The sequence below is a fragment of the Brevibacillus centrosporus genome (assembly GCF_003710815.1).
GTDB lineage: Bacteria > Bacillota > Bacilli > Brevibacillales > Brevibacillaceae > Brevibacillus > Brevibacillus centrosporus.
The window spans coordinates 1-22,002 of the sequence record NZ_RHHP01000001.1 but is presented as its reverse complement, the minus strand read 5'-3'; the positions used below and the strand labels follow the sequence as shown (position 1 = coordinate 22,002).

General features: G+C 47.9%; 27 protein-coding genes and 1 riboswitch. Of the genes, 20 read left to right on the top strand and 7 right to left on the bottom strand.

What is annotated here, in order from left to right:
• The first annotated feature begins 43 nt into the window (after positions 1-43).
• Positions 44-193 (top strand): hypothetical protein, encoded by a 150-nt coding sequence (locus EDM55_RS30045; protein ID WP_170184400.1) that lies wholly within the window; start codon positions 44-46, stop codon positions 191-193.
• 39 nt (positions 194-232) lie between these two features.
• Here the strand turns inward: EDM55_RS30045 and EDM55_RS00125 are convergent, their stop codons facing one another.
• Positions 233-1,540, bottom strand: coding sequence for an aminotransferase class I/II-fold pyridoxal phosphate-dependent enzyme (locus EDM55_RS00125; protein WP_122959353.1), 1,308 nt, complete (start codon positions 1,538-1,540; stop codon positions 233-235).
• Positions 1,541-1,719: 179 nt separating this feature from the next.
• Between EDM55_RS00125 and def the strand changes: the two genes are divergently transcribed.
• Genes def through EDM55_RS30040 form a run of 3 tightly spaced genes read left to right on the top strand, consistent with a single transcriptional unit; the run spans position 1,720 to position 3,498 of the window.
• Positions 1,720-2,244 (top strand): peptide deformylase, encoded by a 525-nt coding sequence (gene def, locus EDM55_RS00120; protein ID WP_122959352.1) that lies wholly within the window; start codon positions 1,720-1,722, stop codon positions 2,242-2,244.
• A 27-nt stretch (positions 2,245-2,271) separates the two neighbouring features.
• Positions 2,272-3,294, top strand: a complete 1,023-nt coding sequence (locus tag EDM55_RS00115; protein ID WP_092266941.1) for a homoserine dehydrogenase — start codon at positions 2,272-2,274, stop codon at positions 3,292-3,294.
• Between the two features lie 45 nt (positions 3,295-3,339).
• Positions 3,340-3,498 carry a hypothetical protein gene (locus EDM55_RS30040; protein WP_170184399.1) on the top strand — a complete coding sequence of 53 codons (159 nt, stop codon included), beginning with the start codon at positions 3,340-3,342 and terminating at the stop codon, positions 3,496-3,498.
• Between the two features lie 52 nt (positions 3,499-3,550).
• Here EDM55_RS30040 and EDM55_RS00110 read toward each other — a convergent pair whose 3' ends face one another.
• Both EDM55_RS00110 and EDM55_RS00105 read right to left on the bottom strand, forming a co-directional pair.
• On the bottom strand, positions 3,551-4,252 hold the full coding sequence (locus tag EDM55_RS00110; RefSeq protein ID WP_122959351.1) for a CAP domain-containing protein: 702 nt from the start codon (positions 4,250-4,252) through the stop codon (positions 3,551-3,553).
• Between the two features lie 7 nt (positions 4,253-4,259).
• A riboswitch (cyclic di-AMP (ydaO/yuaA leader) is annotated at positions 4,260-4,414 on the bottom strand.
• Between the two features lie 97 nt (positions 4,415-4,511).
• Positions 4,512-4,865 carry a rhodanese-like domain-containing protein gene (locus EDM55_RS00105; RefSeq protein WP_373863381.1) on the bottom strand — a complete coding sequence of 118 codons (354 nt, stop codon included), beginning with the start codon at positions 4,863-4,865 and terminating at the stop codon, positions 4,512-4,514.
• 434 nt (positions 4,866-5,299) lie between these two features.
• Here EDM55_RS00105 and EDM55_RS00100 point away from each other — a divergent pair, with 434 nt between their 5' ends.
• Together EDM55_RS00100 and EDM55_RS00095 are read left to right on the top strand one after the other, a co-directional pair.
• Positions 5,300-5,503, top strand: coding sequence for a cold-shock protein (locus EDM55_RS00100; RefSeq protein ID WP_055744215.1), 204 nt, complete (start codon positions 5,300-5,302; stop codon positions 5,501-5,503).
• 115 nt (positions 5,504-5,618) lie between these two features.
• On the top strand, positions 5,619-6,551 hold the full coding sequence (locus tag EDM55_RS00095) for a phosphotransferase family protein (RefSeq protein ID WP_122959350.1): 933 nt from the start codon (positions 5,619-5,621) through the stop codon (positions 6,549-6,551).
• Positions 6,552-6,601: 50 nt separating this feature from the next.
• Here the strand turns inward: EDM55_RS00095 and EDM55_RS00090 are convergent, their stop codons facing one another.
• Positions 6,602-7,015 (bottom strand): hypothetical protein, encoded by a 414-nt coding sequence (locus EDM55_RS00090; RefSeq protein WP_246071156.1) that lies wholly within the window; start codon positions 7,013-7,015, stop codon positions 6,602-6,604.
• Positions 7,016-7,140: 125 nt separating this feature from the next.
• Here EDM55_RS00090 and EDM55_RS00085 point away from each other — a divergent pair, with 125 nt between their 5' ends.
• Positions 7,141-7,878, top strand: coding sequence for a 2-phosphosulfolactate phosphatase (locus tag EDM55_RS00085; RefSeq protein ID WP_122959349.1), 738 nt, complete (start codon positions 7,141-7,143; stop codon positions 7,876-7,878).
• A gap of 100 nt (positions 7,879-7,978) precedes the next feature.
• Here EDM55_RS00085 and EDM55_RS00080 read toward each other — a convergent pair whose 3' ends face one another.
• The gene (locus EDM55_RS00080; RefSeq protein ID WP_122959348.1) at positions 7,979-9,595 is read right to left on the bottom strand and encodes a catalase; all 1,617 of its coding nucleotides are present in this window, start codon (positions 9,593-9,595) and stop codon (positions 7,979-7,981) included.
• Between the two features lie 192 nt (positions 9,596-9,787).
• On the opposite strand from EDM55_RS00080, the gene EDM55_RS00075 reads away from it, so the two are divergent.
• The 13 genes from EDM55_RS00075 (at position 9,788) to EDM55_RS00015 (ending at position 20,269) form a co-directional block, all read left to right on the top strand.
• Positions 9,788-10,033, top strand: a complete 246-nt coding sequence (locus EDM55_RS00075) for a spore gernimation protein GerQ (RefSeq protein ID WP_092266946.1) — start codon at positions 9,788-9,790, stop codon at positions 10,031-10,033.
• A gap of 12 nt (positions 10,034-10,045) precedes the next feature.
• On the top strand, positions 10,046-10,435 hold the full coding sequence (locus EDM55_RS00070) for a spore coat protein (RefSeq protein WP_092266947.1): 390 nt from the start codon (positions 10,046-10,048) through the stop codon (positions 10,433-10,435).
• On the top strand, positions 10,432-11,568 hold the full coding sequence (locus EDM55_RS00065; protein WP_122959347.1) for a zinc-dependent alcohol dehydrogenase: 1,137 nt from the start codon (positions 10,432-10,434) through the stop codon (positions 11,566-11,568). Before EDM55_RS00070 ends, EDM55_RS00065 begins: the two co-directional genes overlap by 4 nt.
• Before the next feature lie 22 nt (positions 11,569-11,590).
• Entirely contained in the window at positions 11,591-11,803 is a 213-nt protein-coding gene (locus EDM55_RS00060) for a hypothetical protein (RefSeq protein WP_092266949.1), read from the top strand.
• The gene (locus EDM55_RS00055; protein ID WP_092266950.1) at positions 11,800-12,093 is read left to right on the top strand and encodes a spore coat protein; all 294 of its coding nucleotides are present in this window, start codon (positions 11,800-11,802) and stop codon (positions 12,091-12,093) included. The genes EDM55_RS00060 and EDM55_RS00055 overlap by 4 nt, the downstream gene beginning before the upstream one ends.
• A gap of 115 nt (positions 12,094-12,208) precedes the next feature.
• Positions 12,209-12,514 carry a YolD-like family protein gene (locus EDM55_RS00050; RefSeq protein WP_122959346.1) on the top strand — a complete coding sequence of 102 codons (306 nt, stop codon included), beginning with the start codon at positions 12,209-12,211 and terminating at the stop codon, positions 12,512-12,514.
• 75 nt (positions 12,515-12,589) lie between these two features.
• Positions 12,590-12,880 (top strand): hypothetical protein, encoded by a 291-nt coding sequence (locus EDM55_RS00045; RefSeq protein ID WP_092266952.1) that lies wholly within the window; start codon positions 12,590-12,592, stop codon positions 12,878-12,880.
• A 209-nt stretch (positions 12,881-13,089) separates the two neighbouring features.
• Entirely contained in the window at positions 13,090-14,748 is a 1,659-nt protein-coding gene (locus EDM55_RS00040; RefSeq protein ID WP_122959345.1) for an AAA family ATPase, read from the top strand.
• A gap of 70 nt (positions 14,749-14,818) precedes the next feature.
• A complete protein-coding gene (locus EDM55_RS00035) occupies positions 14,819-15,592 on the top strand; it encodes a zinc-binding dehydrogenase (RefSeq protein WP_246071155.1) in 774 nt (257 codons plus the stop codon).
• Positions 15,593-15,594: 2 nt separating this feature from the next.
• A complete protein-coding gene (locus EDM55_RS00030; protein WP_170184535.1) occupies positions 15,595-16,659 on the top strand; it encodes a glycosyl hydrolase family 18 protein in 1,065 nt (354 codons plus the stop codon).
• A gap of 238 nt (positions 16,660-16,897) precedes the next feature.
• Positions 16,898-18,793, top strand: a complete 1,896-nt coding sequence (locus tag EDM55_RS00025) for a putative bifunctional diguanylate cyclase/phosphodiesterase (protein WP_246071154.1) — start codon at positions 16,898-16,900, stop codon at positions 18,791-18,793.
• Between the two features lie 75 nt (positions 18,794-18,868).
• The gene (locus EDM55_RS00020; protein WP_122959341.1) at positions 18,869-19,516 is read left to right on the top strand and encodes a nitroreductase family protein; all 648 of its coding nucleotides are present in this window, start codon (positions 18,869-18,871) and stop codon (positions 19,514-19,516) included.
• A 282-nt stretch (positions 19,517-19,798) separates the two neighbouring features.
• Positions 19,799-20,269, top strand: coding sequence for a GreA/GreB family elongation factor (locus EDM55_RS00015; protein ID WP_092276473.1), 471 nt, complete (start codon positions 19,799-19,801; stop codon positions 20,267-20,269).
• A 66-nt stretch (positions 20,270-20,335) separates the two neighbouring features.
• Here the strand turns inward: EDM55_RS00015 and EDM55_RS00010 are convergent, their stop codons facing one another.
• Together EDM55_RS00010 and EDM55_RS00005 are read right to left on the bottom strand one after the other, a co-directional pair.
• Positions 20,336-20,764 carry a VOC family protein gene (locus EDM55_RS00010; protein WP_122959565.1) on the bottom strand — a complete coding sequence of 143 codons (429 nt, stop codon included), beginning with the start codon at positions 20,762-20,764 and terminating at the stop codon, positions 20,336-20,338.
• Positions 20,765-20,865: 101 nt separating this feature from the next.
• On the bottom strand, positions 20,866-21,885 hold the full coding sequence (locus EDM55_RS00005; protein ID WP_092276479.1) for a YkvI family membrane protein: 1,020 nt from the start codon (positions 21,883-21,885) through the stop codon (positions 20,866-20,868).
• Positions 21,886-22,002 lie beyond the last annotated feature (117 nt).

Below are 22,002 nucleotides of genomic sequence, written 5' to 3'. Positions count from 1 at the left end.
AAAGGGAAATCATAGGGGTAATTCTTGGAAGCTACTTTTCCAAATGAGGAGATATCAGCATGAAACAGTCATTTGGACGTATCGGAATGAGCTTGCGCTAGAAGAAGAGCATGAATCGATCATCGGTCAGAATCATGAGTGCCGGTTCTCTGAAACGGTAAAAAACCAGTCATTCCTGCTTAACAAGGAATGACTGGTTTTGGTTTCGGGCCGAAGAGCGTTGCCTTCTGGCTTATTTGATGGCTGCTTTTTCGAGGTCTTTGACACCGCTGTAAATCATGTCGAACAATTCGTCGATCCCGTTCTCTTCGATGCAAGAGAAGGCGACACGCAGATCCGTTTCACCGAGTGCGATCGTACCTACGCCGTATTGATCCAGCAGATGCTGGCGGAGCGTCTCGGAATCCACCGTTTTGAGCTTCAAGCACATAAAGTAGCCGGAGTTAAATGGGTAGTAGCCCCATGCATCATCGAACTTGCCGCTGTCGAGGATGTGCTTGACGCGGTTCGCACGGCCTTTCATGATATCGAACTTCTCTTGTTTTTGCGCTTGGAACTCGGGCGAATTGAGTGCATGCAAAACAAAAGTCTGGGAAGGATGCGGTCCGCTGGAAATGGTAGCGCGGATAACCCCCATGGTTTTTTGCTCCAAAGCGCTAAGCAGGTCGCTGGAAGGATCAGCAAACGTAATGAAGCCTACGCGGAAGCCCCAGACGTACTCTTCCTTGGTAGCCCCGTCCACTTTGACCGGAAGCACGCGAGGATGCAACCCGCACAGGTTCGCGAACAAGGATTCTTGCATGGAATCTTCGAAGAACAGACCAAAGTAGGCATCGTCTGTTACCGTTACGATGTTGATGCCAGCTTCTGCGCCTTCTTTTAGTGCTGCGAGGATTTCTTTGCCCTCTTCAGCACCAGGTGTATATCCGGTTGGGTTGTTGGGGAAATTCAGGACGACGATGGCTTTCCCTTTCTCTTTTTGCGCAAGGATCGCATCGCGAAGCCCAGCAGCGTTGAATTTCATGTTGTCGTTGTATAGTGGATAATGGACGATCTCGGCACCGCGGCGGATGGAAAAGGTCAGCTCGTAGTTTTCCCAGTTTTTATCTGGAATGATCACGCTGTCGCCAACATCTGCAAACAAGTCAGCAACGATGCTAAGTCCATGAGTAAGAGCGTTGGTTACGATGGGGTTGCTGAACGATTGGTTCGCCAGAGAAGGCTGTTCCTCGATCATTTTTTTGCGCCAAGCGGCACGCAGCTCAGGCTTCCCAGCTGGTGGGGCGTATTCGTAAATGTCTTTCGGCTGGTAAGCGGACAGTGTATCCTGGATGACTTTCAAATGCATGGGTTGTCCGTTCTCCAACGCGATCCCGATGGTTGCATTGTATTTCTTCGCTTTCGCTTTTGCCTCGGCAGATTGGCTGAGGATTCCCTCTTTAGGGAAATAGATCAGCTTGGCTAGATTGGACAACATTTCGTAAACATGTGGATTATCACGCTTAATGGTTGCATTCAGCTGTGCTGCTAATGCGTGCATGGTAGCCTCCCTCTTCAAGTAAAACATCTGTATCGTTTACCAATAAAGATAGCGTATATGCATCCATTTGTCATCTAGAAGGGGGACGATTTTTCTGATATTTGTACGGATTTCCTTTGACAGATGAAAAAGGCTTTGCTACGTTGAAATCGTAACAGAATGGCACGGGAGGGATTTTTATGGCTGAGCGGATCATTGTTCGCTTGGGTGACCCCATTTTGCGGGAACGGTCGAAAGCAGTTTCGTCCGTCAATGCAAATACAGAAAAGATACTGAATGACATGGCGCAAACCATATACGCTGACAAAGGACGGGCAGGCCTGTCTGCCATCCAAATTGGTATTGCCAAGCGATTGATTGTGATGGACTGCGGCGACGGTCTGATCGAATTGATCAATCCGGTCATGCTTGAAATGGACGGGGAGGAAGAGGGGCCAGAAGCTTGTCTGTCGATTCCAGGAGTCGTTGGCATCGTCAAGCGGGCCACATACGTTAAAGTCCAGACTCTGAACCGCAAAGGCGAAACCATTACGCTCGAGGCAGAAGGGTTTACGGCACGCTGCTTTCAGCATGAGATGGATCATCTGGAAGGCATTTTGTTCATTGATTATGTAAATGAGCTGTACTCTGCAAAAACGGGAAAAAAATTAAAACCGCAAGACGCCAATCCGATTCTCATGCAGCAAAGACGTGTGGTTCGATAAGCGAATTGCAGGCAGGATGGGGAAAGCATGAAACGGTGGAATGTAGTGATTACAGGCTTTGGTACTGTGGGCAAACAGGCAGCGCGGCTGCTTGCACAAAGACAAGGGTATTATCGGGAGAAGTATGATGCCGATGTGCGTTTGGTCGGTGCCGTCCGCTCAACTAGCGGTCTTTATGATGTGAATGGATTGGGAGAGGAAGCGTTGCTCGAGTGGGGAGCTGCTGGGAAAAGAGGGGACAGCACCTTCTCTGGGTGCGAATTCCTCGCGTCTAGTCACGCGGATATCCTCATTGAAACCGGCCCGTCCGATCTGAAAACAGGCGGACCCGGACTGACCTACATAAAGCAGGCTCTCGAGCAAGGGATGCATGCGATCGCCGTATCAAAAGGGGCGTTGGTTGTAGACTATGCTGGTTTGTCGGCATTGGCGAAACAAAAAGGCGTCAACCTCAAGATCAGTGGCGCGACAGCAGCGGCACTTCCGACAATCGATTTGCTGCAGTACAATTTCGCTGGCTGCCAAATACTTGGGATCGAAGGCGTCTTCACAGGCACAACCAATTTTGTTCTGACCAAAATGATGGAAGAAGGCATTACGAGCGAAGAAGCCATTTTACGCGCGCAGCAGATGGGAATAGCCGAGCCGGACCCATCCTTTGATATCGATGGCTGGGATACAGCTTGCAAGGTAACGATTCTTGCCAACGCTGCATTTGATGCGCAGGTAAAGTTGAGTGACGTTTCGCGGGCAAGTGTTCGTGAGGTAACGGACGAGCAGATTGCCTCATGGAAAGCAGCGGGCTTGACGCCGAAATTGATCGGTTCCATTCAAAAAACACCGCAAGGCATAAAGGCTGCGGTAGAACTTCAGGCAGTGGACGCTGCACATCCATTTGCAACCGTTAAAGGTACCACGAAAGCGGTTCGCGTGGAGACCGATGTGATGGGGGAGCTTCTCGTTATCGGAGGAAAGTCCGATCCGGTTGCCGCCGCTGCTGCCGCTTTAAAGGATCTGGAGCATATCATAAGGGGCCAGCGCGCATACTAAGCGGGTATTATATTACAACGGTCTGAAGAGGAAGGGGATAGCAGCATGACTCAACAAAACGATGTGAGCGCTGAGATGCAACAAGTATCTGCCTATCCGACCAAGCAAAAAATGCACCAAAAAGACGTAGCGCTGCTGGAAGGGCAAGACTTTAGCTATACACCGAAACAGACGCAAAGCGCAGAAGACCAACAACAAACGTAACAAAAGAAAGCCGAGCACCCTGTGGAGAGTGACTCGGCTTTCGCTTTTTTCATTATCCGATAAATTCTTGTACCCAGTAACCGTTGATGTAGCCTACGCCGATTTTCGTGAACGATGGGTTCATGATGTTTTGACGGTGGCCTTCACTGTTCATCCATTGGTTCATGACTTCTTCAGCTGTGCGTTGACCCATAGCGATATTCTCACCAGCAGTCATAAAAGAAACACCAAACTGCTTCATCATGTCAAAAGGAGAACCGTACGTTGGGCTCGTATGGTCGAAATAGTTGTTGTTGGACATATCAGCCGCTTTTGCCTGTGCGACGTTGTTCAGGGAAGCATCCATTTCTACAGGCTTCAGACCTGCTTTTGCGCGCTCCTGGTTAACCAGATCCGCGACCTGCTTCACCACTTCAGAAGCTTGTACTTGCTGCTCCGCATTCTTATCAGGCTGCACCGCTGCTACAGGAGTCTGTTGAACCGGTGCTTGCTGAACAGGTTGTTGTTGAACGGGCTGCTTCGCAGGTGCTTGTACTGGCTGTTGCATTTGTACAGGCAGTTGATAACCAAACTGCGGCGCGAACTTCATTTGCGGCATGTATTGAAACCACTGAGCCTGCTGTGGCATTTGAATAGGTGCTGCCGTTTTCAGTGGGCAATTCGTTGCTTCAGCGGCAGAAGCTGTGTTAGAAAAGCCGGAGAGGGCAAATCCCAATCCCAAAGTTGCGATCGCAATAGTTCCGAGGCGTTTCATATTCACATCGTCTCCTTTTTTTGGCCTACGAGGTTAGTTGACGGATTCGGGTTGAGGAAACAACCCTACGCACTATGGCGATTCACCCCATGCAGATCTCTCATCTGCAAAAAAAGATCCCCCGCACTTCCATTCGAGAGGAAGTTTCGGCTGTTTGATTTGGCATGACCCAGAATAACAGACCTTTGCGAGAGAAAGATAGGAGTAATATTTGGAAGAAAAACACCCTCTCATAAGAAAAGAGGGTGCTTCCACATGCTTATTCTGACTGCATTCGATCTGCATTCCAGGCCGTTAAGCCGCCTTCCAGAGCCGATGCACGATATCCTTTCTCCCTTAAAAGAGCAGCCGCTTTTTGCGCTTTGTTTCCTGATGTACATAAGGTGATGATCGTAGCGTCGGCACAGGCTTCTGCTGTTTCTTTTGGCAAAGCTTGATCCTGTTCCTTCATATGTATGTAAGACACGTTCTTGGTAGCAAGCCCTGGTACGTGGAGGCTGCCTGATTGATACTTCTCTACATCCCGAACATCTAGAATGATTAGCTTCGCGTTTTCTTGTAGTAACTGTTCGAATTCACGTTTGTTTATGGTAGGTTTATTCAATCGTATCACTCCTTACACTGATTGTATCAGAAGCATAAAAATATGGCATGGTGCAGTGAGCTGTTGCTTTTACTGGACAGGCATGGTAGAATAAATTTGCTACTTGAAAATCCGATCGTAATATCCACGTGCGCAGATAGAGGATCCCTTACGTTTTTTTGAATGCCCGATTCACACTGGCGCGGTCATCGGAGCCGCAAGGATGAAAGAGAGGAAGGGCTTTCGTTGTTTTAGGTTTTCAAAAGATGTACCTTACTAGACTTTGAGTTCCGTACTATACACACAAGCATATTATGCAAGAAGTAAGTAGGAATTCACATATCATGAAGGCATATCAATTCAATTGAAAGACTATTGATATTTCTTCATGATATGTGAGCTTTATTTGCTTCGGTAAATATGACTAGCATATTCAAAATTGACATTTTTGGAGGTTTTTTTAAATGCAAACGAACGGAACAGTAAAATGGTTTAATGCAGAAAAAGGTTTCGGATTTATTCAAGTAGAAGGCGGAGACGATGTATTCGTTCACTTCAGCGCAATCCAAGGCGAAGGTTTCAAAACTTTGGATGAAGGTCAACGCGTTCAATTCAACATCGTTCAAGGCAACCGTGGTCCACAAGCTGAGAACGTTGTAAAACTGTAAGTCTCCTTCTAAAAAAACTGTCCGCTCGCGGGCAGTTTTTTCTTTTTCCGCCACTACATTTCTTTCTAATTCCGCGTATAATCGAACCCTATGAAGAAAAAAAGGGGGAAGGCACGTGGAGTCATGGCTGGATCACTTGATTCGTACAGCTTCTTCGCTTCAAAAAACGATTCATATCGAGCCGATCCTCAAAGGCTTTTCTACAGATCGAAAATTCCATGTGATTTTATCTGACGGCGAACAGCGAGTGCTGCGAGTGGCGGATCGTGAGCAATGGGAACAAAAGAAAGCAGAGTTTCAAGTTCTGCAATCTTTGCAAGCGAGAAAAGGTGTCAAAGCCTCACGACCAATTGAGCTTGGTTTAGTAGATGAGTTCGATATCTGTTTTATGGTGTTGTCGTATGTGGCAGGTGAGGATGCAAAGGATGCTCTTAGAAATTTGACTGCAGAGGAGCAGTATCGGATCGGGAAAGAAGCAGGTAGGCAGCTGGCTCTTATGCATACGATTGCCGCTCCATCCGAGGTCACAGACTGGTACCAGCGCTGCTACGAACAAAAGCACTCCCGTTATATGGAGGCGTATCGTGCGTGTGGTCATTCCATCGCGAATGCAGATCGCATCCTGGCCTTTATTGATGAACATGCTGCAGCTCTTCAGGATACAACAAGTGTTTTTCTGCATGATGATTTTCATGTGGGAAATCTGATTGTGGCAGGCAAACATTACGCAGGAGCCATTGATTTCAATCGATTTGATTGGGGCGATCCCGTTCACGACTTTACCAAGCTTGCGTTTTTTTCGCAGGAAATCAGCACTCCCTATAGTATCGGCCAAATCGATGGATATCATGAGCGAAAAGGGAGCATTTCGGAAATATTTTGGCTGCGGTACTGTCTCTACACAGCGATGGCGATGTTCTCTTCTTTAGTCTGGACGATTCGGGTCATTCCTCAGCAAACCCGGGAGATGCAGGAGAGAATCAAGCACATCTCGCTGCAGCATGACTTCTTTGAGCAGCTGGTTCCTGACTGGTACAAACGTATGTAAATAAAAAAGGAATTATGGACGGACCATAATTCCTTTTCATTTGCCGTTTCTTAGAAGCAAGATTCGACTGTAACCGTCTGGAATTGGCTATCCAGTACGGAGAGACCAACCACTTGACCGCCGCCAACTGCAGTACGTCCATAGGTGGTGAGAAGAACATTGTCTCCTTCGCTATCGTTGTTGCAGCCGACAGACAGACGCACTTCATAGTGGAAGGAAGCAGGTACTGTCGCATTGAAAGCCATGCGTGTGTTTCCTGGGAGCGTTTGCGTGATATCGAGCAAAGTGCTGACAGGGTTTGTTTGCGTTACCGCATTACCCCAGTTCAGAACTTGCACACGCACCTCTACTGGATCATTGTTGAGATTGACCAGGTCCAAGTGAGCAGTGAGGGCTACGCCGAGGTTGTTTTGAAGGATACCAGTTGTACGAACGATTTGTGTCCTGTGCTTGCGTTCAGACATTCATGTCACTCCATTCTTCGTTTATTGATTCGTGGGACAATATACTTTATTTCACCTTGTCTTCATTTGTAACGGCGAACGTAATGGGACAAGGAACCATTTCTATCAGAAGGCGGGGGAGAACCATGAAAGTAGCGGACTTGTTTAGACAAAAGGACTGCAGCGCCCGCTTTGAATGGGGATATGAAGGGGTGGGGCACGTGGGTGCAGCCTCCGATGTTGTGGTAATTGTTGATGTTCTTTCCTTTACGACATGTGTAGATGTTGTGATCGGAAAAGAAGGAGTGGTATTTCCCTACCAGATGAATGACGAGACAGCACGTTCCTTTGCACGAGAAAAACAGGCCATATTGGCGGGCAAGCGAGGGGAGGAGATTTCGCTTTCTCCGGCATCTCTTTCCTCCATTCCGGAAAAAACCCGTATCGTTCTTCCTTCTCCAAATGGTTCGACCTGTACGGTTCTTGCAAAACAATGTGGGGGGATCGTGATTGCAGCCTGTTTGCGCAATGCATCGGCTGTTGCAAGATTTATTCGCGACCAAGGAGGCACCGTAACGGTTATTGCGAGTGGAGAGAGATGGCCGAATGGAACACTGAGACCGGCGATCGAGGATATGATTGCAGCTGGAGCCATTTTAGACGAGCTGACAGAGCTTACGCTATCCCCTGAGGCGCAAATGGCAGTCGGTGCCTTCCAGATGGCAAGAGGGCAATTGGTTGAACTACTGCAACAGTGCGGATCAGGGCAGGAGCTGATTCAAAGAGGATATCCGGAAGATGTTGCGATCGCATCTATGTACAATTGCAGCAAAGCAGTTCCAATCCTAAATCACGAGGACGCCTATCAAGCGGCTGTCACTTGAACGCTGTTAACGTTTTGGCACAGGAAAAAGCCCTGGTTTTTCTCCAGCACGAAGAAAAATCAGGGTTTTGAGCTTTCTAATGCTTTCTAATTACGATCCTTTAATAAGGATCTTGCTCGTGTCCTTTTTCGATGGCATCTTTTACTGCCTGATGAGCATCTTTTGCCCCAAGCGGATGCATTTCTTCCCCTATTTCCATCTTGAAGCCATCCTTCATTTTGCTTTTCTCCATTAAGCCTGCCCGTAAGCGTCGGCCATAGTCTTCATCTGCTTCTTCTGCGAGTGCCATCATCTTATCCTGAATCACCTGCGGACAGATGGCGAGATCATTCACGAGGTTGTTGATTAACTCATCTTTTTCCCATTGTTCAAAATGGCGATAAGTATCGCCTGCTTGTTTGGTATTGCTTTGGCGATCGATAGACTCTCGAACCAGGTTTCCTTCCACATGTGGAGTGTACTCGGTGCCCACCTGTTCCGCTTCTTTCAATCCGCCCATGCTGGATGGCTCGTAGTTCACATGCAGGTTTTGCCCAGGAGCTTTGTCATTGTAAAAGCGTAATTGTCCGCCTTCTTGATTCGTTGCGACGCGTTTTTTGGCTGCGTTGATCGGCAGCTGCAAATAGTTGGCTCCCACACGATAACGCTGGGTATCCGAATAGGAGAAGGTTCTTCCTTGCAGCATTTTATCATCAGAGAAATCCAGTCCGTCGACCAATACGCCCGTTCCGAAGGCAGCTTGTTCTACTTCATTAAAGAAGTTCTCCGGGTTTTTATTCAGAACCATTCTGCCGACTGGACGCCAAGGGAACAGATCTTCCGGCCATAGCTTTGTATCATCGAGCGGATCGAAATCAAGCTCAGGGTGAGGGCCGTCCTCCATGATCTGTACGAGCAGTTCCCACTCGGGGTAATCTTTGCGCTCAATCGCCTCGTATAAATCCTGTGTCGCATGGTTGAAATTTTTGCCCTGAATTTCTGCCGCTTCTTTCATCGTCAAATTTTTGATGCCTTGTTTTGGCTCCCAGTGATATTTGACGAGGACACCCTTTCCTTCGTTGTTGACCCATTTGTAGGTGTTGACGCCCGAGCCTTGCATCATGCGGTAGTTAGCGGGAATGCCCCATGGCGAATACACAAATGTCACCATATGAAAAGACTCGGGGGAATTTGCACAGAAATCGAAGAAACGGCGTGGATCCTGTATATTTGTCACGGGATCTGGACGGAAAGCATGGATCATGTCCGGAAATTTCATGGCGTCCCGGATAAAGAAGATTTTCAGGTTGTTCCCGACCAAATCCCAGTTGCCATCCTCCGTGTAGAATTTCACAGCAAATCCGCGGGGATCCCGCAGTGTTTCAGGAGAGTGAAGCCCGTGGACAACCGTTGAAAAACGTACAAAAACAGGGGTTTGCTTGCCTTTTTCCTGAAAGAGCTTTGCCCGTGTGTATTTGGAAACAGGCTCATCGCCGACCGTTCCATACGCTTCAAAGTAACCGTGAGCGCCGGCTCCACGTGCATGAACAATGCGTTCTGGCACCTTTTCTCTGTCAAAGTGACTGATTTTCTCGATAAAATCATAGTTTTCCAAGGTAGCCGGACCACGATTTCCTACTGTTCGAATATTTTGATTGTTTGTGATCGGATGCCCCTGTCTATTGGTTAAGGTGTCATCGTCAGCACGATCTGTTTGGGGGTTATTGTTCGTATCCATTGTCTTTCCTGCCTTCCTTTTTACATGTCATTCTTCGATTTCTCTTCTGTATGCTTCCCAGAAATGGAAATGTATACGCGAAAATTTTCCATTCTCTTTTTGATTGCTCTTTTTCTTGAGAATCACGGAATGCCCAGATGGACATCGGACAGAATAAGAGATGTTTGGCAGTCAAAAGGAAGGTGTGACAGGATGAACCAACGTACGCTTGCGGCACATGAGTCTCTGGAAATACATGAAGCTCTCAATCTAAAGACGCTAGGTTTGGCCAAGTCGAAGCTGGTGCAAGGTCTCGTATTTGATCAGGAGTTAAAAGCTCTGATGCAAAAAGACGTGGAGCAGTCATTAGAAGCCATAGCCGAGCTCCAGGCGCTGTATCAACGTTCGCCATTTCAAGCACCGGTGCCTCAAAATCGTCCGACCCCCATTATAAATTGAAGGTGAGAAACGATGAATAACGATTATCAGGATCCTATCAACTCGCTGCATATGCCGGAGCTGGCGGATATGACGTTTGCTATGGACTTTCTTATTCGTGCCAAAGAAGGGGTCCGAAACACCGCGTTTGCTCTCACAGAAACGGTGTCACAAGAAGCGCGCGCTGTATTGCGCAAGCAGCTGCATCAAGCGATAGCGCTTCATCAAGAAATAGCAGAGCTGATGATCAGGAAAAAATGGTTTCATCCTTATGAACTCAACGAGCAATATCAGTTGGATCAGCTTTCTGCATGGAACACGATCAAGATCGGGCAAATGAATCTGTTCCCTGGGGATACATCAAGGAAAGGTATGTTCGATCAAGCACCAGATGAACAGGGGATGGGGAGGGACAATGCATGAAGGCTGTTACTTATCAGGGCATTAAGAACATTGCAGTGAAAGAGGTTCCTGATCCAAAGATAGAGAAGCCGGATGATATGATCGTCAAACTCACAAGTACAGCTATTTGTGGCTCTGACCTGCACCTTATCCATGGGATGATTCCCAACCTGCAGCAGGATTACATCATCGGTCATGAACCGATGGGAATCGTGGAGGAGGTAGGTCCTGGCGTCACCAAGCTGAAAAAAGGGGATCGCGTCATCATCCCGTTCAATATCGCTTGCGGTGAGTGCTTTTATTGCAAAAACCAATTAGAGAGCCAATGCGACAATTCGAATCAAAATGGGGACATGGGTGCTTACTTTGGCTATAGCGGAACCACGGGCGGATACCCGGGGGGACAAGCAGAATATTTACGGGTTCCCTTTGCAAATTTTACACATTTCAAGCTGCCTGAAAGCTGTGAGGTAGAGGATGAAAAGCTATGCTTGATCGCCGATGCCATGACAACGGCGTATTGGAGCGTAGACAATGCTGGCGTAAAGAACGGGGATACAGTCATCGTTTTGGGGTGCGGTCCGGTTGGACTGCTTGCGCAAAAGTTTTGCTGGCTAAAGGGCGCAAAACGGGTGATTGCCGTTGATTACGTCGATTATCGTCTACAGCATGCGAAGCGTACGAATCAGGTAGAAATTGTAAACTTCGAGCAAGAGCCAAACATCGGCAACCATCTGAAAGAGATGACAAAGGGTGGGGCAGACGTTGTGATAGACGCTGTAGGAATGGATGGGAAAATGTCAGATTTGGAGTTTCTGGCTAGCGGCTTAAAGCTTCAAGGAGGAGCGATGGGGGCTGTAGTCATCGCATCTCAAGCCGTGCGAAAGGGGGGGACAATCCAAATTACCGGTGTGTACGGTGGGCGCTATAATGCATTTCCTTTGGGGGACATTATGCAAAGAAACATCAACATTCGCTCTGGACAAGCACCTGTCATCCACTATATGCCTTACATGTATGAGCTCATCACTACTGGTAAAGTAGATCCAGGCGACATCATCACTCATGTCATCCCTTTGCACGAAGCGAAGCGCGGGTACGAGGTTTTCGATACGAAAACGGACAATTGCATCAAAGTCATATTGAAACCTTAATGAACAGGAGCAGGTGAATGCCATGCCATACGGATTGCACGAGCAGCTGGAGGTTCATGAGATCGCTACATTTAAGACGATCTGCATGACCAAATCCAAAACAATGCAGGCTATAGTTTCTGATGACGCGTTAAGACAGCTTTTGGCAGAAGACGTTGATGTGTCGACTAGACAGCTTGAGGAGCTCAGTGAAATTCTTTCCAAGGCGAGTACGAGGGAGGGGATCGAATCATGACTGGCTTTCTACAAAATTTAACTGGATTGGGTGGAATGACCGATCAAGTTGTGGCCATGGACTTTTTACTGGCAGCCAAAAGCGGAGTGAGAAACTACGCAATGGCCCTGACTGAAGCGGGAAGCCCTGAAATAAAAGCCATTCTTACGAAGCACTTGGATGAAGCGATAGATATGCACGAAAAAATCAGCCAATACATGATCGAGCGAGGCTGGTACGATCCTTGGGACGTGGAAGAGCAGCGAAAACTGGACCAGCAAAACATTCAGACGGCATTAAACCTGATGTAAAGCGCCCCATAAGGGTGCTTTTTTCATGGTGAATATCTTGTGGAAAGACTCTTGCCATTTACTCACGAATCTTGCATAATAAGAACATAAGTTCGCGTTATGTGGAGGGTTTGGAATGGCTAGAGAATCTTCACAAGAAGCAGAGTATCCTGCTGCCCGATCAATGGCGGCATTTGTGGAGCGACCGGTTGTCGCGGAAGACGATTTTGGAGAAATGTGCTTTCGTATCTATGACAGCACGCAATACAGCTATCCGATCCATATCAAATGGTTCGAGAAAGCGGCAGGTGTCTATGGAACCGTAAACGGTGCATGGGGGCTTGTCCGCGAAATTGATGTAGAGCATTATTCGGTCAAACTTGTGAATCAGGATGACTCACGCTGGATTCGAGTAAAAGATATCGTGAGCGTCACGAAATAGGGAAAAATCCGCCCTGCCTATCCTCACCTGCGTTTTTCCGAGCGCATACGATGGAGGATAAGGTGGTGATACACAATGGGTTATTCGTTGGCTGACTGGATGATCTATACGATCTGGGCGATTTTTGGACTTATGATCATCGATTTTCTGATCGTGTTGTTCCGTTCCTTTTGGCAAGGCTCATTTGACCCAGGCTTTGTATTGGGTTATCTGAAGGATATTTTGTACTACATTTTGCCATTAAACGTCCTAGTGTCCATGACCTCAATTGATCCCACCGGATATACGTTATTGGTCTTCTACTTCATCGGAGGACTTGCGGTAATGATCAAATACATTCTCGACATAAAAAAACGCTTTGAATGAAGCTGGGAGCAGTCTTCCTTTGGGGAAGGCTGTTTTTTGCGGATACCGAGTTGGTTTCTTTTTCGATCCGAGACATGATTTGGATGGAATTCCGAATATAGTGGTAAAGAATCACTCATCGGGGAAAGTGCACCGATGGGTGGACGTGGCACCACGAGGCTTGTCTCCTCATACAATAATCCAAATATTTCGCAAAAGGAGTTGGTGCCATGAGGAGATATCAGTGGATTCGATGGCGAAAAATCCTCCTCTGGCTCGGAATCATTGCCGCAGTCTTGATTATTTTGATAGTGGGTGGACCGACTTACTGGGCGGTCGCCTGGGGGATTGTAACTCTTCTCTTTCAGCTGCTTTTTGCGATTGTCTTTATCATCATTCAGTTTGTCGCGCTTTTTTGGTTCCTGGCACGTGGCCGTACGTACTGGATTCTACCGGGGGAAACAGGCTCGACCTGGGATGATTACCGGGGGAATCCCGAGATTGTGGAAAATGCGAAACGGATCGTGACCTTGCTCAAGGGTGTCAAAGAATTTAAAGAAATGGGCGGAGAGGCCATCCGCGGGCTTCTCCTCTGCGGGCCGCCAGGTACAGGGAAATCGTATTTGGCGCAAGTTATCGCCAACGAGGCACAAGTTCCTTTTGCGTATGCTTCGGCTCCCAGCTTTCAAAACATGTTCTTTGGTGTGGGGAATCTGAAAGTGATGGGGCTGTACAGAAAAGCGAGAAAGCGGGCAACCGAACACGGGGCATGCATTATTTTCATTGACGAGATCGATGCCATCGGGATGAAACGGCAAGGGGGCGGGATGGGCGCAGGTGGGATGCTCGGGATGGGAGGAGCAGGGCTATTAAATGAACTGCTGCTGCAAATGGACCCTCCAAACATCGATAGCACCAAAATCGCGAAGCTGCTGCGGTCGCTGGGTCTTCGTCGGAAAAAAGCGGAACGACCGCCTGTCATGACCATTGCAGCGACGAACCTCCCGGATGTACTGGATTCCGCTTTGCTGCGACCAGGACGTTTTGACCGACAGCTCTGGGTGGATTCCCCTGACTACGACGGACGGATCGATGTTTTTCAATACTATCTCAAAAAGGTGAAGCACGATGAGACGTTAACACCTGAAAAGGCTGCATTGGATACGATCGGGTACAGCCCGGCGCAGATCAAGCATATCGTGAATGAGTCCGTTGTCATCGCCCATCAGCGGGGGGCGCAGGTCACCAACTACGAGGATTTTCGGGCAGCCATGGAGACGTATGAATGGGGGATCGCCCAGCCTCTGCGTTCCATGAGTGAGGACGAAAAACGCAACGTCGCGTACCACGAAGCGGGTCATGCGGTCGCCCAATTTTTATTGAAGCCTCATGAACGCGTCTGGAAGGTAACGATCATTCGACGTGGCGGGGCACTCGGTTTGGCTGCTACCAAACCGACGCATGAACGATATAACCGCAGTGACAGCGAGATCTTGGCGGAAATCCAGGTTTGTCTCGCTGCCAGAGCAGTCGAAGAGGAATTTTTGCAGAAAAAGCTGAACGGGGTTACCTCCGATCTGCATCGGGCGACAGAGCTGGCTGGTGCCTATCTCGGGATTGTGGGGATGGGGGATGAGTTGTTCAGCTGGTTGGCTACCGGTTCACGTGTAGACGGTCTGAAATCACTGCGTCCGAAAATTAACGAACTTTTGCAGGACCAAATGCTCCAAGTGAAAAAACTGGTACGGGACTATTCCGACTTCGTCCATGCGATCGCAGAGGAACTGTTGAAGCGCGGCGATCTGACTGGAGAAGAAATCGAAGAGCTGCATGAGCAATTGTACGGGCAGGGGAAATCGGTCTCGGCGGAAGAGGAGCAAAACCAGTAAGATCCAGGAAAAAGCGAGCTTCTCCCGGTTTATAGTCGGGGAAAGCTCGCCTTTTTCATGGGGGGCAGATGTGCATAAGCTTCCCGACGGGGTATCCTTGGAAGAAGGGGCACTGGTAGAACCGACGGCAGTAGCTATGCAAGCCGTTCGTCAAAGCAAGCTGAAAGTGGGAGATAAAGTTGCCATCTTTGGCGCTGGTCCCATCGGTTTACTTACCTTGCTTGCAGCAAAGGCCGCGGGTGCTTCTGAAATTGTCATGGTGGACGTGTCCGAGGAACGATTGGCTAAGGCAAAAGAATTGGGAGCTGCTTACATCGTGAATGCAGCTACAGAGGATACAGTTCAAGCAATCGTGTCCCTGACAGGCGGAGTTGAGATTGCCTATGAAGCAGCGGGGGCGCAGCCGACATTCTCCAACGCGATTTCCGTTTTGAAAAAAGGCGGAGCTCTCATGTTCATTGCAGCTTTCACGAAGCCAGTAGAGCTGGACATGAGCCTCGTCATGATCAAGGAATTGAATGTAACATCGACATTGGCCTATCGTCACGTTTTCCCAGAAGTCATCAATCTGATGGCATCCGGCCGACTGGACGTCAAGAACGTCATCACTAAAAAGATCGAGCTGGCCCAAATCGTCGATGAGGGGCTGGAGCTGTTGATCAAGGATAACGAATTTGCCATCAAGGCAAAGCATGAGTCAAAGCGGGCAGGATATCGTTCTTGCCTGCTTTTTGCGTCTTTCATGGCAAGGGCAGGGATAATCAGGAAACCACTCACAAAGGGGGAATGGCGTATTCATTTGGACAAACTAACCGAAGCAAATTCATGTACGAAAGGAAAGTGAACATGCGAATCAGGGTGATTTGTTTATTCATCGTCCTCATGCTTGGAGTCTTCGGCTGTAGCCCGTCCGGACAGTCTCGTCAGCAAGCACTTCCCCAGAGTGAGGCACCCAAGGCAAAAGTGAACAATATTTCAAACAAGAGCAGTATTTTACTTGGATGGAATGCTTTTGGAACCACCGACATTTACATTGAACAGAACAACGCTTCTCCCGAGATGAATGTGGTCTCTCCACGATGGTTTAGTCTGGATGAAGAACGGATTGTTTCTGGTGAGGCGGATCAGCGCTACATCGAATGGGCGCATGGTGCCGGTAGAAAGGTGTGGGCCTTTTTCGGCAATCAGTTCAATGCAGAGCTGACAGACAAGATGATTGGGAAGCGGGACAACCACAAAAAGATTGCCGAGATGCTGAAGGAAAAGCTCGTCCCCGCGAAAATAGATGGAGTCAATGTAGACTTTGAAAATATCAATCCGAAAAACAAGGACGACTTCGTTCACTTCGTCAAGGAACTCAAATCAACGCTAGGCCCACACGGAATTGTGATTTCGGTAGATGTCACTCGGGAAAACCCGGATCCGTTCTGGTCGGGAAGCTACGATAGGAAAGCTTTGGGGGAAACAGCGGATTATATCGTCATGATGGGCTACGACGAAGATTTGGGCGGGGGAGAAAAAGTAGGCTCGGTGGCTTCGCTAAGTTGGGTAGAGGAAGGGATACAGCTTCTCATGAAGGATGTTCCTTCTGAAAAAATCATTCTCGCGATTCCCTTTTACACGAGAGAATGGGTGACGAATCTCCAAACCAACCAGTCTATTCGCTTTGACCGCAATATGATTGAAACCGAGCAGATTTTGATGGACAAGAAGCTGGATAAAAAATACGATCCGAAAACGAAACAAAACTATGTGGAATTTATTGAAAACGGGGAGAAGCACCAGATCTGGGTGGAGGATGAAATCTCGCTGAAGAATCGTTTGGATTTGGTGAAGAAGTACAACCTCAGAGGCTCCGCCGTCTGGTATGTAGGGCAAGAGATTCCAGGCATATGGACGATTTTTCGTTAAGGAAAAAGGAGGCATCAATTAGCAAGCAGTGGCGTTGATGCTTTTCTTTTTGAAAAAAATCCCAAAAGCTTTTGTCCAAAATATGATATGTAACAGGTTTGTAACACGATCGGTTGGATAATGCAGGTAAATGTTGAACGGTGTCGAAACCATTACGAATAAGTCTGTCTGGTTGGAACGAACCTCCTTGGTCAGGCGCCTAAACAGAAAATCGATCCCTGAAAAGGAGTACGGTCACATGATTCATTCTGATAGCAACGGTCGAGCACCACAGCAAGCCAGTGCGATAGGTCAAATCCTGCTGGACGATCATCCTGAAGTGCTCTCTCAAATACAAATGATAAATATGACTTCCAGGGATTTGGAATTGATCGCAAAATTACGTCCGGTGGTAGTCTCCCAAATTGATCGAATCACGTCTTCTTTTTATGAGGCGATCCTTGATGTAGATTCTCTAAAGCAAACGGTAACAAAATTCACGACGGTAGAGAGGCTGCGGCAAACTTTATCCAATCACTTGATTGAGATGTTTGAGGGCAAAATCGATTCAGCCTTTATTGAGAAACGTCTTAAAATTGCGATGGTTCACCAAAAGATTGGGCTCCCGCCAAAGTGGTACATGGGTTCGTTCCAAAAATTGTTAAATACGCTGCTCCAAATCATTCATGAGCAGTCAGGTATACTTTTGGAAACGGAAGGACTTCGTGAAGCTGTTACCAAGCTGCTCAGCTTCGAACAGCAAATCGTACTGGAAGCCTACGAAAACCAAAACCGCTTGGAAGAACAACAAGCCAAAGCGATCATCGAGTACCAGGCCCTTCATGATGAACTGACAGGATTGCCGAATCGACGAATGTTTCATCAGGCGTTATCGCAAGCGATTGAGCGCTACCGTGAAGAGCCTACGCCCTTTGCCGTGTTTGTGATGGACATCGACCGGTTTAAATTGATTAACGACTCATTAGGTCATACATACGGTGATCGTTTCCTGCAGGAAGTGAGCAATCGGATCCGTGAGTGCGCAGAGGGTTATCCTGTGACGATCGCTCGTTTGGGAGGAGATGAATTCACACTCATCCTGGAAAACTGCGAGGAACCTTCTCTGGCGGCAGAGCTTGCTGGAAAGCTCGTGAAGGCAATTGAAGTGCCGTATCGGTTGCAAAATAACGATTACTACGTTTCGGCAAGTATTGGTATCGCCATTTACCCGACGCATTGTGCAAGCGAGGAAGATCTGCTCAAAAATGCGGATACGGCTATGTATGAAGTCAAAAAGAACGGTAAAAACGGGCATCAGTTTTTCTCTCCGGTGTTGGATGAGCAGCTGCTTCTGAGAATTGAACTGGAGAGTGATTTGCGCAAAGCCGTGCAGCGTCAAGAGCTGGAGCTGTATTACCAGCCGCAGTTTCAGACGGGCAGCTACAGCATGATTGGCATTGAAGCGCTGGTCCGTTGGCGCCATCCCACGAAAGGGCTGCTTTCCCCGGGTGTCTTCATTTCCATTGCGGAAGAGACAGGCCTTATTTACGAGATCGGGACCTGGACTTTGCACGAGGCATGCCGGCAGATGAAGGAATGGCATTTGGCAGGAGGGCCTTTGATCCCGGTATCGGTCAATCTGTCTTCCCGCCAATTCCACCAGTCCAATCTAGTGGCGTACATCCGTGAGATTTTGCAGGAGACTGGTCTGGAGCCGCAGTATCTCGAGCTCGAAATAACAGAGAGCATGATGATGGACGCAGCGGTATCTGCGGAGATTCTCAGAGAGCTGGATGAGTTTGGGGTAAAAATCAGCCTGGACGATTTTGGAACGGGATACAGCTCCCTTAGCTATCTGAAGCAATTCCCGATTCACAAGCTCAAAATCGACCGTTCGTTTATTTCGGATATTACGAGAAATGCCAGTGATCAGGCGATTGTCGCGACGATTATTTCCATGGCCAAGCATTTGAATATGGAAGTGATCGCAGAAGGGATTGAAACAAAAGGGCAGCTTGATTTTCTCACGGAAAACTCCTGCCAGGAAATCCAGGGCTATTATTTTAGCCGTCCGCTGCCTGCGCAGGAAGTGGAAGCAGCTTTCTTCACTCCTTACCGTCTGGACCATACATGGACAACATTTCGAGAAGTTTAGAAAAGGGAAGATTCGACATTCAAGCGATTTACGCTATAATGGTATTCGTGTAAATAAACAAAAGGAGCACTCTACATGGATTTTTACGCACTAAAAGATATTATTCACGGAAGACGCAGTGTACGAAAATTTACGGAGCAGGACGTTTCCATCGAAGATATTAACGACATTCTCGACTGCGCCCGTTATGCCCCAAGCGATACGAATTCGCAAACATGGGAATTCATCGTGATTACAAACAAAGATAAAATCAAAGAAATCGAGCAGCTCACTTGGGATGCTCTTCATGAAAAAGCAGCAGAAGCAGCAGAGAAAGGATTCGAGAAGGAAGGCAAGCTCTTGACGCGTTCGTTCGGGCCTTACGCAACGGCTTTCTCCGATGCACCTGCACTCATCATTTGCCTCGCTACTCCTTATCAATCGAAATTCCGCGAGAAAATTTTCGAGCCGATCCAGCTGGTGAACGACTCCGTTTGGGAAGAGGAAGGAATCAAGAGCAGCTGCTTGGCTTCCCAAAACCTGATGCTGGCCGCCTATGCAAAAGGATTGGGTACTTGCCCGATGACAGGACCGGTTTTGCTGGCTTCTGAAAAAATCCGCAAACTTCTGAACATCTCGGAAGAAAAGCAAATGAACATGGTCATTGCACTCGGCTATCCGAAAGATGTACCTAAAAAGCTCCCTCGCAAGGAAGTAAGCGAGATCACAACGTATATTCAATAAACACGCAAAGAAGAACCTCAGGGCAAGTGAATGAGGTTCTTTTTTTACAGTAAGTAAGAATTTGTAAGATTTTTAGCCAGCATAAGCGATGGCTAATGCTTAGCGGAACCAAGTTTCCTAATTGGAGCCATGTGCTCCAGAACAATGGAAACCACAGGTAAATCCTGTTAGAATGAGAAGAAGCCCCCCTGCTGGGGCTATTTGTATAAGGAGGAATCGAAATGGGAGACATCAAGTGGGTCAAACGCAAGACAGAAAATCATATCGGAGGTGACATCTATTATGAACCATAGAACGATGGATGCTACCCGTGAACAGCTGATCAAGCAGTTAGTGTTTTTTGACGAACAATATTCCCTCTTTTTTGATCATTATGTGCGTGATTACGGAAAAGAAAAACAGACCGTTGATACCCTGATCAAGCGATACAGGGATACGTTAGAGGATATCCTGGCTAAAGACGATGGAGCATTGTCCGAAAGCCTGCAGAGCGTGGCCTTGCTCGGAAGCAGTGTTCACGTGCGTTTTGAAGAGGATGGCTACGAAGAGTTATTCACTGTGGTTTTTCCCACAGATATTGATCCAGACCAAAATCGAATATCATTCTTATCTCCAATCGGCAGGCAATTGTTGTTGTCTGCCCCCCACGAGTCTATCGTCTTGGAGAGTCCGGCTGGCAGACAGTCCGTTCAGATTGGTGAGGTAAGATTCGCCTATAGAGGAGGGTTTCCATCAACGAAGGAAGGCCTCTGACAGAAAAGCAAAAGGCACCGTCTCAATGATGGTGCCTTTTTGCATGGGGCGAGGGCGGAAGCGAAATTAGACCTCACACTCATCGCTTTGATAGTTAAATTGCCACTCCATGCCGAACTTGTCGACAACACTGCCGTAGCATTTGCTCCAGAAGGTTTCCTGCAGCTCCATACGCACCGTTCCTTCTTCTTTCAGCCTTTCGAAGTAGGTTTTGATCTCATCCATGTTGGTATGGACGAGCGCTAAGCTTACGTTGTTGCCTGCCACGAAAGGAGTGCCTGGAAACGCATCTGAAAACATCAGCATCGTACCACAAACCTGAATGTTGGTGTGCATGACGAGGGGCCCCGCTTCTTCTGGAAGCGTAAAATCCGGATGCGGCGGCGTATCGCCAAAAGTCATAATCTGCGGCGGACTTGTTTCAAATAATTTTGCATAATACATCGCCGCTTCCCGACAGTTTCCTTGAAACGTAAGATAAGGATTGACTGGCATTTGCTTCGTTCCTTTCTCGTCTGACGATTGACCCTTTCTATTTTCGTCCAGGAAGGTTGGATGTAAACGATCGAGCCTCAGCAAATTGACGGTCTTTTCTTTTATTTACTTAAGGTAGGGAGGGCAACCCTGCAAAGAGTCGTCAATCCCAAATATCCGAACAAAGGATACAGGAACATCAAAAGCTGTGAATACCCAATTAAACAGAGAGAGAACGAGGCAAGGAACAAAAAGAGATACAGTCGCGTTTCAGGTACGTTGAATATTTCGCGGAGCTGCTGACCGATTCCAAATACATTTGAGATCAGGGTCGTGAAGATCTCGGAGTAGAGGACAAAAACGAAGAACAATTGCAGCCACTCATTCCATTGATCCGTCACATAGAGGATGGGGATGTCCATGAAACGAACGTCGTCCCAGTTCGCCAGCATCGCTGTATGGACGACAAGAAGCATGAAACCGAGGACGACTCCGCCGATGACGGCTGCGCGCAGCAGGACCACGGGTTCCCGGATGGCATAACCGATGGGGATGAGAACGGATTGGGCCATAGCGAGGTTAAAAGAAACGTACAAAACTGTCTTCCATAAAAATTCATAGCTATTGGGTGCAGAAAGCGGGAGCGGGGAGTCTACGTGGCCCTCCAGAAGGATGAGAATGGCAAAAATAAGCATGGAAGGCACCACGATGGCGTTGACGACGAGCAGCTGTTCGAGCCCTTGCCGCAGGATTAAAAGAGCAAGAACGAGTGTGGCAATCGTTCCTAGGAGATACGGGATATGAAACTGCTCCTCCAGCACTGAACCCGCACCTGCCAGCATCACAGTAGTCACACCAAACAGCGTGAGAAATACTAGCACGTTCATTGTTCTTCCAATAAAGGGACCAAACAGCTTTAGATTGAACGACTCATAAGAAGGTGTCCGCAGCTGATGAGCGAGCAGCATCATTTTGAAGCCCAGCCACACAAACAAGGCGGTAGCGGCTAGGATGCCGATGGTGCCTGCATGTCCGTATGAGGTAAAAAAGGCGAGAATTTCCTGTCCACTGGCAAAACCGGCTCCCACTACTGTTCCGATGTAGGTGGCAGCAACCTGGATACTTTTTCCCCATAACTTCATACCGGTCTGTTCCTTTCCAAATGGGATGCTAGTACAAGTGTATGAGCTATTGGCGAAAACAGAAGAAAAAAAGGCGACTGGCTTTTGGCCAATCGCCTCAGATTGTTGAGAAAGCCT

Excerpts from the sequence above, each read along its gene's own strand:
- EDM55_RS00075 (WP_092266946.1), top strand. The coding sequence starts at position 9,788 with ATGAACCAACGTACGCTTGCGGCACATGAGTCTCTGGAAATACATGAA.
- EDM55_RS00005 (WP_092276479.1), bottom strand. The coding sequence starts at position 21,885 with ATGAAGTTATGGGGAAAAAGTATCCAGGTTGCTGCCACCTACATCGGA.
- EDM55_RS00115 (WP_092266941.1), top strand. The coding sequence starts at position 2,272 with ATGAAACGGTGGAATGTAGTGATTACAGGCTTTGGTACTGTGGGCAAA.
- EDM55_RS00030 (WP_170184535.1), top strand. The coding sequence starts at position 15,595 with ATGCGAATCAGGGTGATTTGTTTATTCATCGTCCTCATGCTTGGAGTC.
- EDM55_RS30045 (WP_170184400.1), top strand. The coding sequence starts at position 44 with ATGAGGAGATATCAGCATGAAACAGTCATTTGGACGTATCGGAATGAG.
- EDM55_RS30040 (WP_170184399.1), top strand. The coding sequence starts at position 3,340 with ATGACTCAACAAAACGATGTGAGCGCTGAGATGCAACAAGTATCTGCC.
- EDM55_RS00045 (WP_092266952.1), top strand. The coding sequence starts at position 12,590 with ATGGGTTATTCGTTGGCTGACTGGATGATCTATACGATCTGGGCGATT.
- EDM55_RS00010 (WP_122959565.1), bottom strand. The coding sequence starts at position 20,764 with ATGCCAGTCAATCCTTATCTTACGTTTCAAGGAAACTGTCGGGAAGCG.
- EDM55_RS00065 (WP_122959347.1), top strand. The coding sequence starts at position 10,432 with ATGAAGGCTGTTACTTATCAGGGCATTAAGAACATTGCAGTGAAAGAG.
- EDM55_RS00050 (WP_122959346.1), top strand. The coding sequence starts at position 12,209 with ATGGCTAGAGAATCTTCACAAGAAGCAGAGTATCCTGCTGCCCGATCA.
- EDM55_RS00110 (WP_122959351.1), bottom strand. The coding sequence starts at position 4,252 with ATGAAACGCCTCGGAACTATTGCGATCGCAACTTTGGGATTGGGATTT.
- EDM55_RS00125 (WP_122959353.1), bottom strand. The coding sequence starts at position 1,540 with ATGCACGCATTAGCAGCACAGCTGAATGCAACCATTAAGCGTGATAAT.
- def (WP_122959352.1), top strand. The coding sequence starts at position 1,720 with ATGGCTGAGCGGATCATTGTTCGCTTGGGTGACCCCATTTTGCGGGAA.
- EDM55_RS00060 (WP_092266949.1), top strand. The coding sequence starts at position 11,591 with ATGCCATACGGATTGCACGAGCAGCTGGAGGTTCATGAGATCGCTACA.
- EDM55_RS00080 (WP_122959348.1), bottom strand. The coding sequence starts at position 9,595 with ATGGATACGAACAATAACCCCCAAACAGATCGTGCTGACGATGACACC.
- EDM55_RS00055 (WP_092266950.1), top strand. The coding sequence starts at position 11,800 with ATGACTGGCTTTCTACAAAATTTAACTGGATTGGGTGGAATGACCGAT.
- EDM55_RS00025 (WP_246071154.1), top strand. The coding sequence starts at position 16,898 with ATGATTCATTCTGATAGCAACGGTCGAGCACCACAGCAAGCCAGTGCG.
- EDM55_RS00085 (WP_122959349.1), top strand. The coding sequence starts at position 7,141 with ATGAAAGTAGCGGACTTGTTTAGACAAAAGGACTGCAGCGCCCGCTTT.
- EDM55_RS00100 (WP_055744215.1), top strand. The coding sequence starts at position 5,300 with ATGCAAACGAACGGAACAGTAAAATGGTTTAATGCAGAAAAAGGTTTC.
- EDM55_RS00040 (WP_122959345.1), top strand. The coding sequence starts at position 13,090 with ATGAGGAGATATCAGTGGATTCGATGGCGAAAAATCCTCCTCTGGCTC.
- EDM55_RS00090 (WP_246071156.1), bottom strand. The coding sequence starts at position 7,015 with ATGTCTGAACGCAAGCACAGGACACAAATCGTTCGTACAACTGGTATC.
- EDM55_RS00070 (WP_092266947.1), top strand. The coding sequence starts at position 10,046 with ATGAATAACGATTATCAGGATCCTATCAACTCGCTGCATATGCCGGAG.
- EDM55_RS00020 (WP_122959341.1), top strand. The coding sequence starts at position 18,869 with ATGGATTTTTACGCACTAAAAGATATTATTCACGGAAGACGCAGTGTA.
- EDM55_RS00015 (WP_092276473.1), top strand. The coding sequence starts at position 19,799 with ATGAACCATAGAACGATGGATGCTACCCGTGAACAGCTGATCAAGCAG.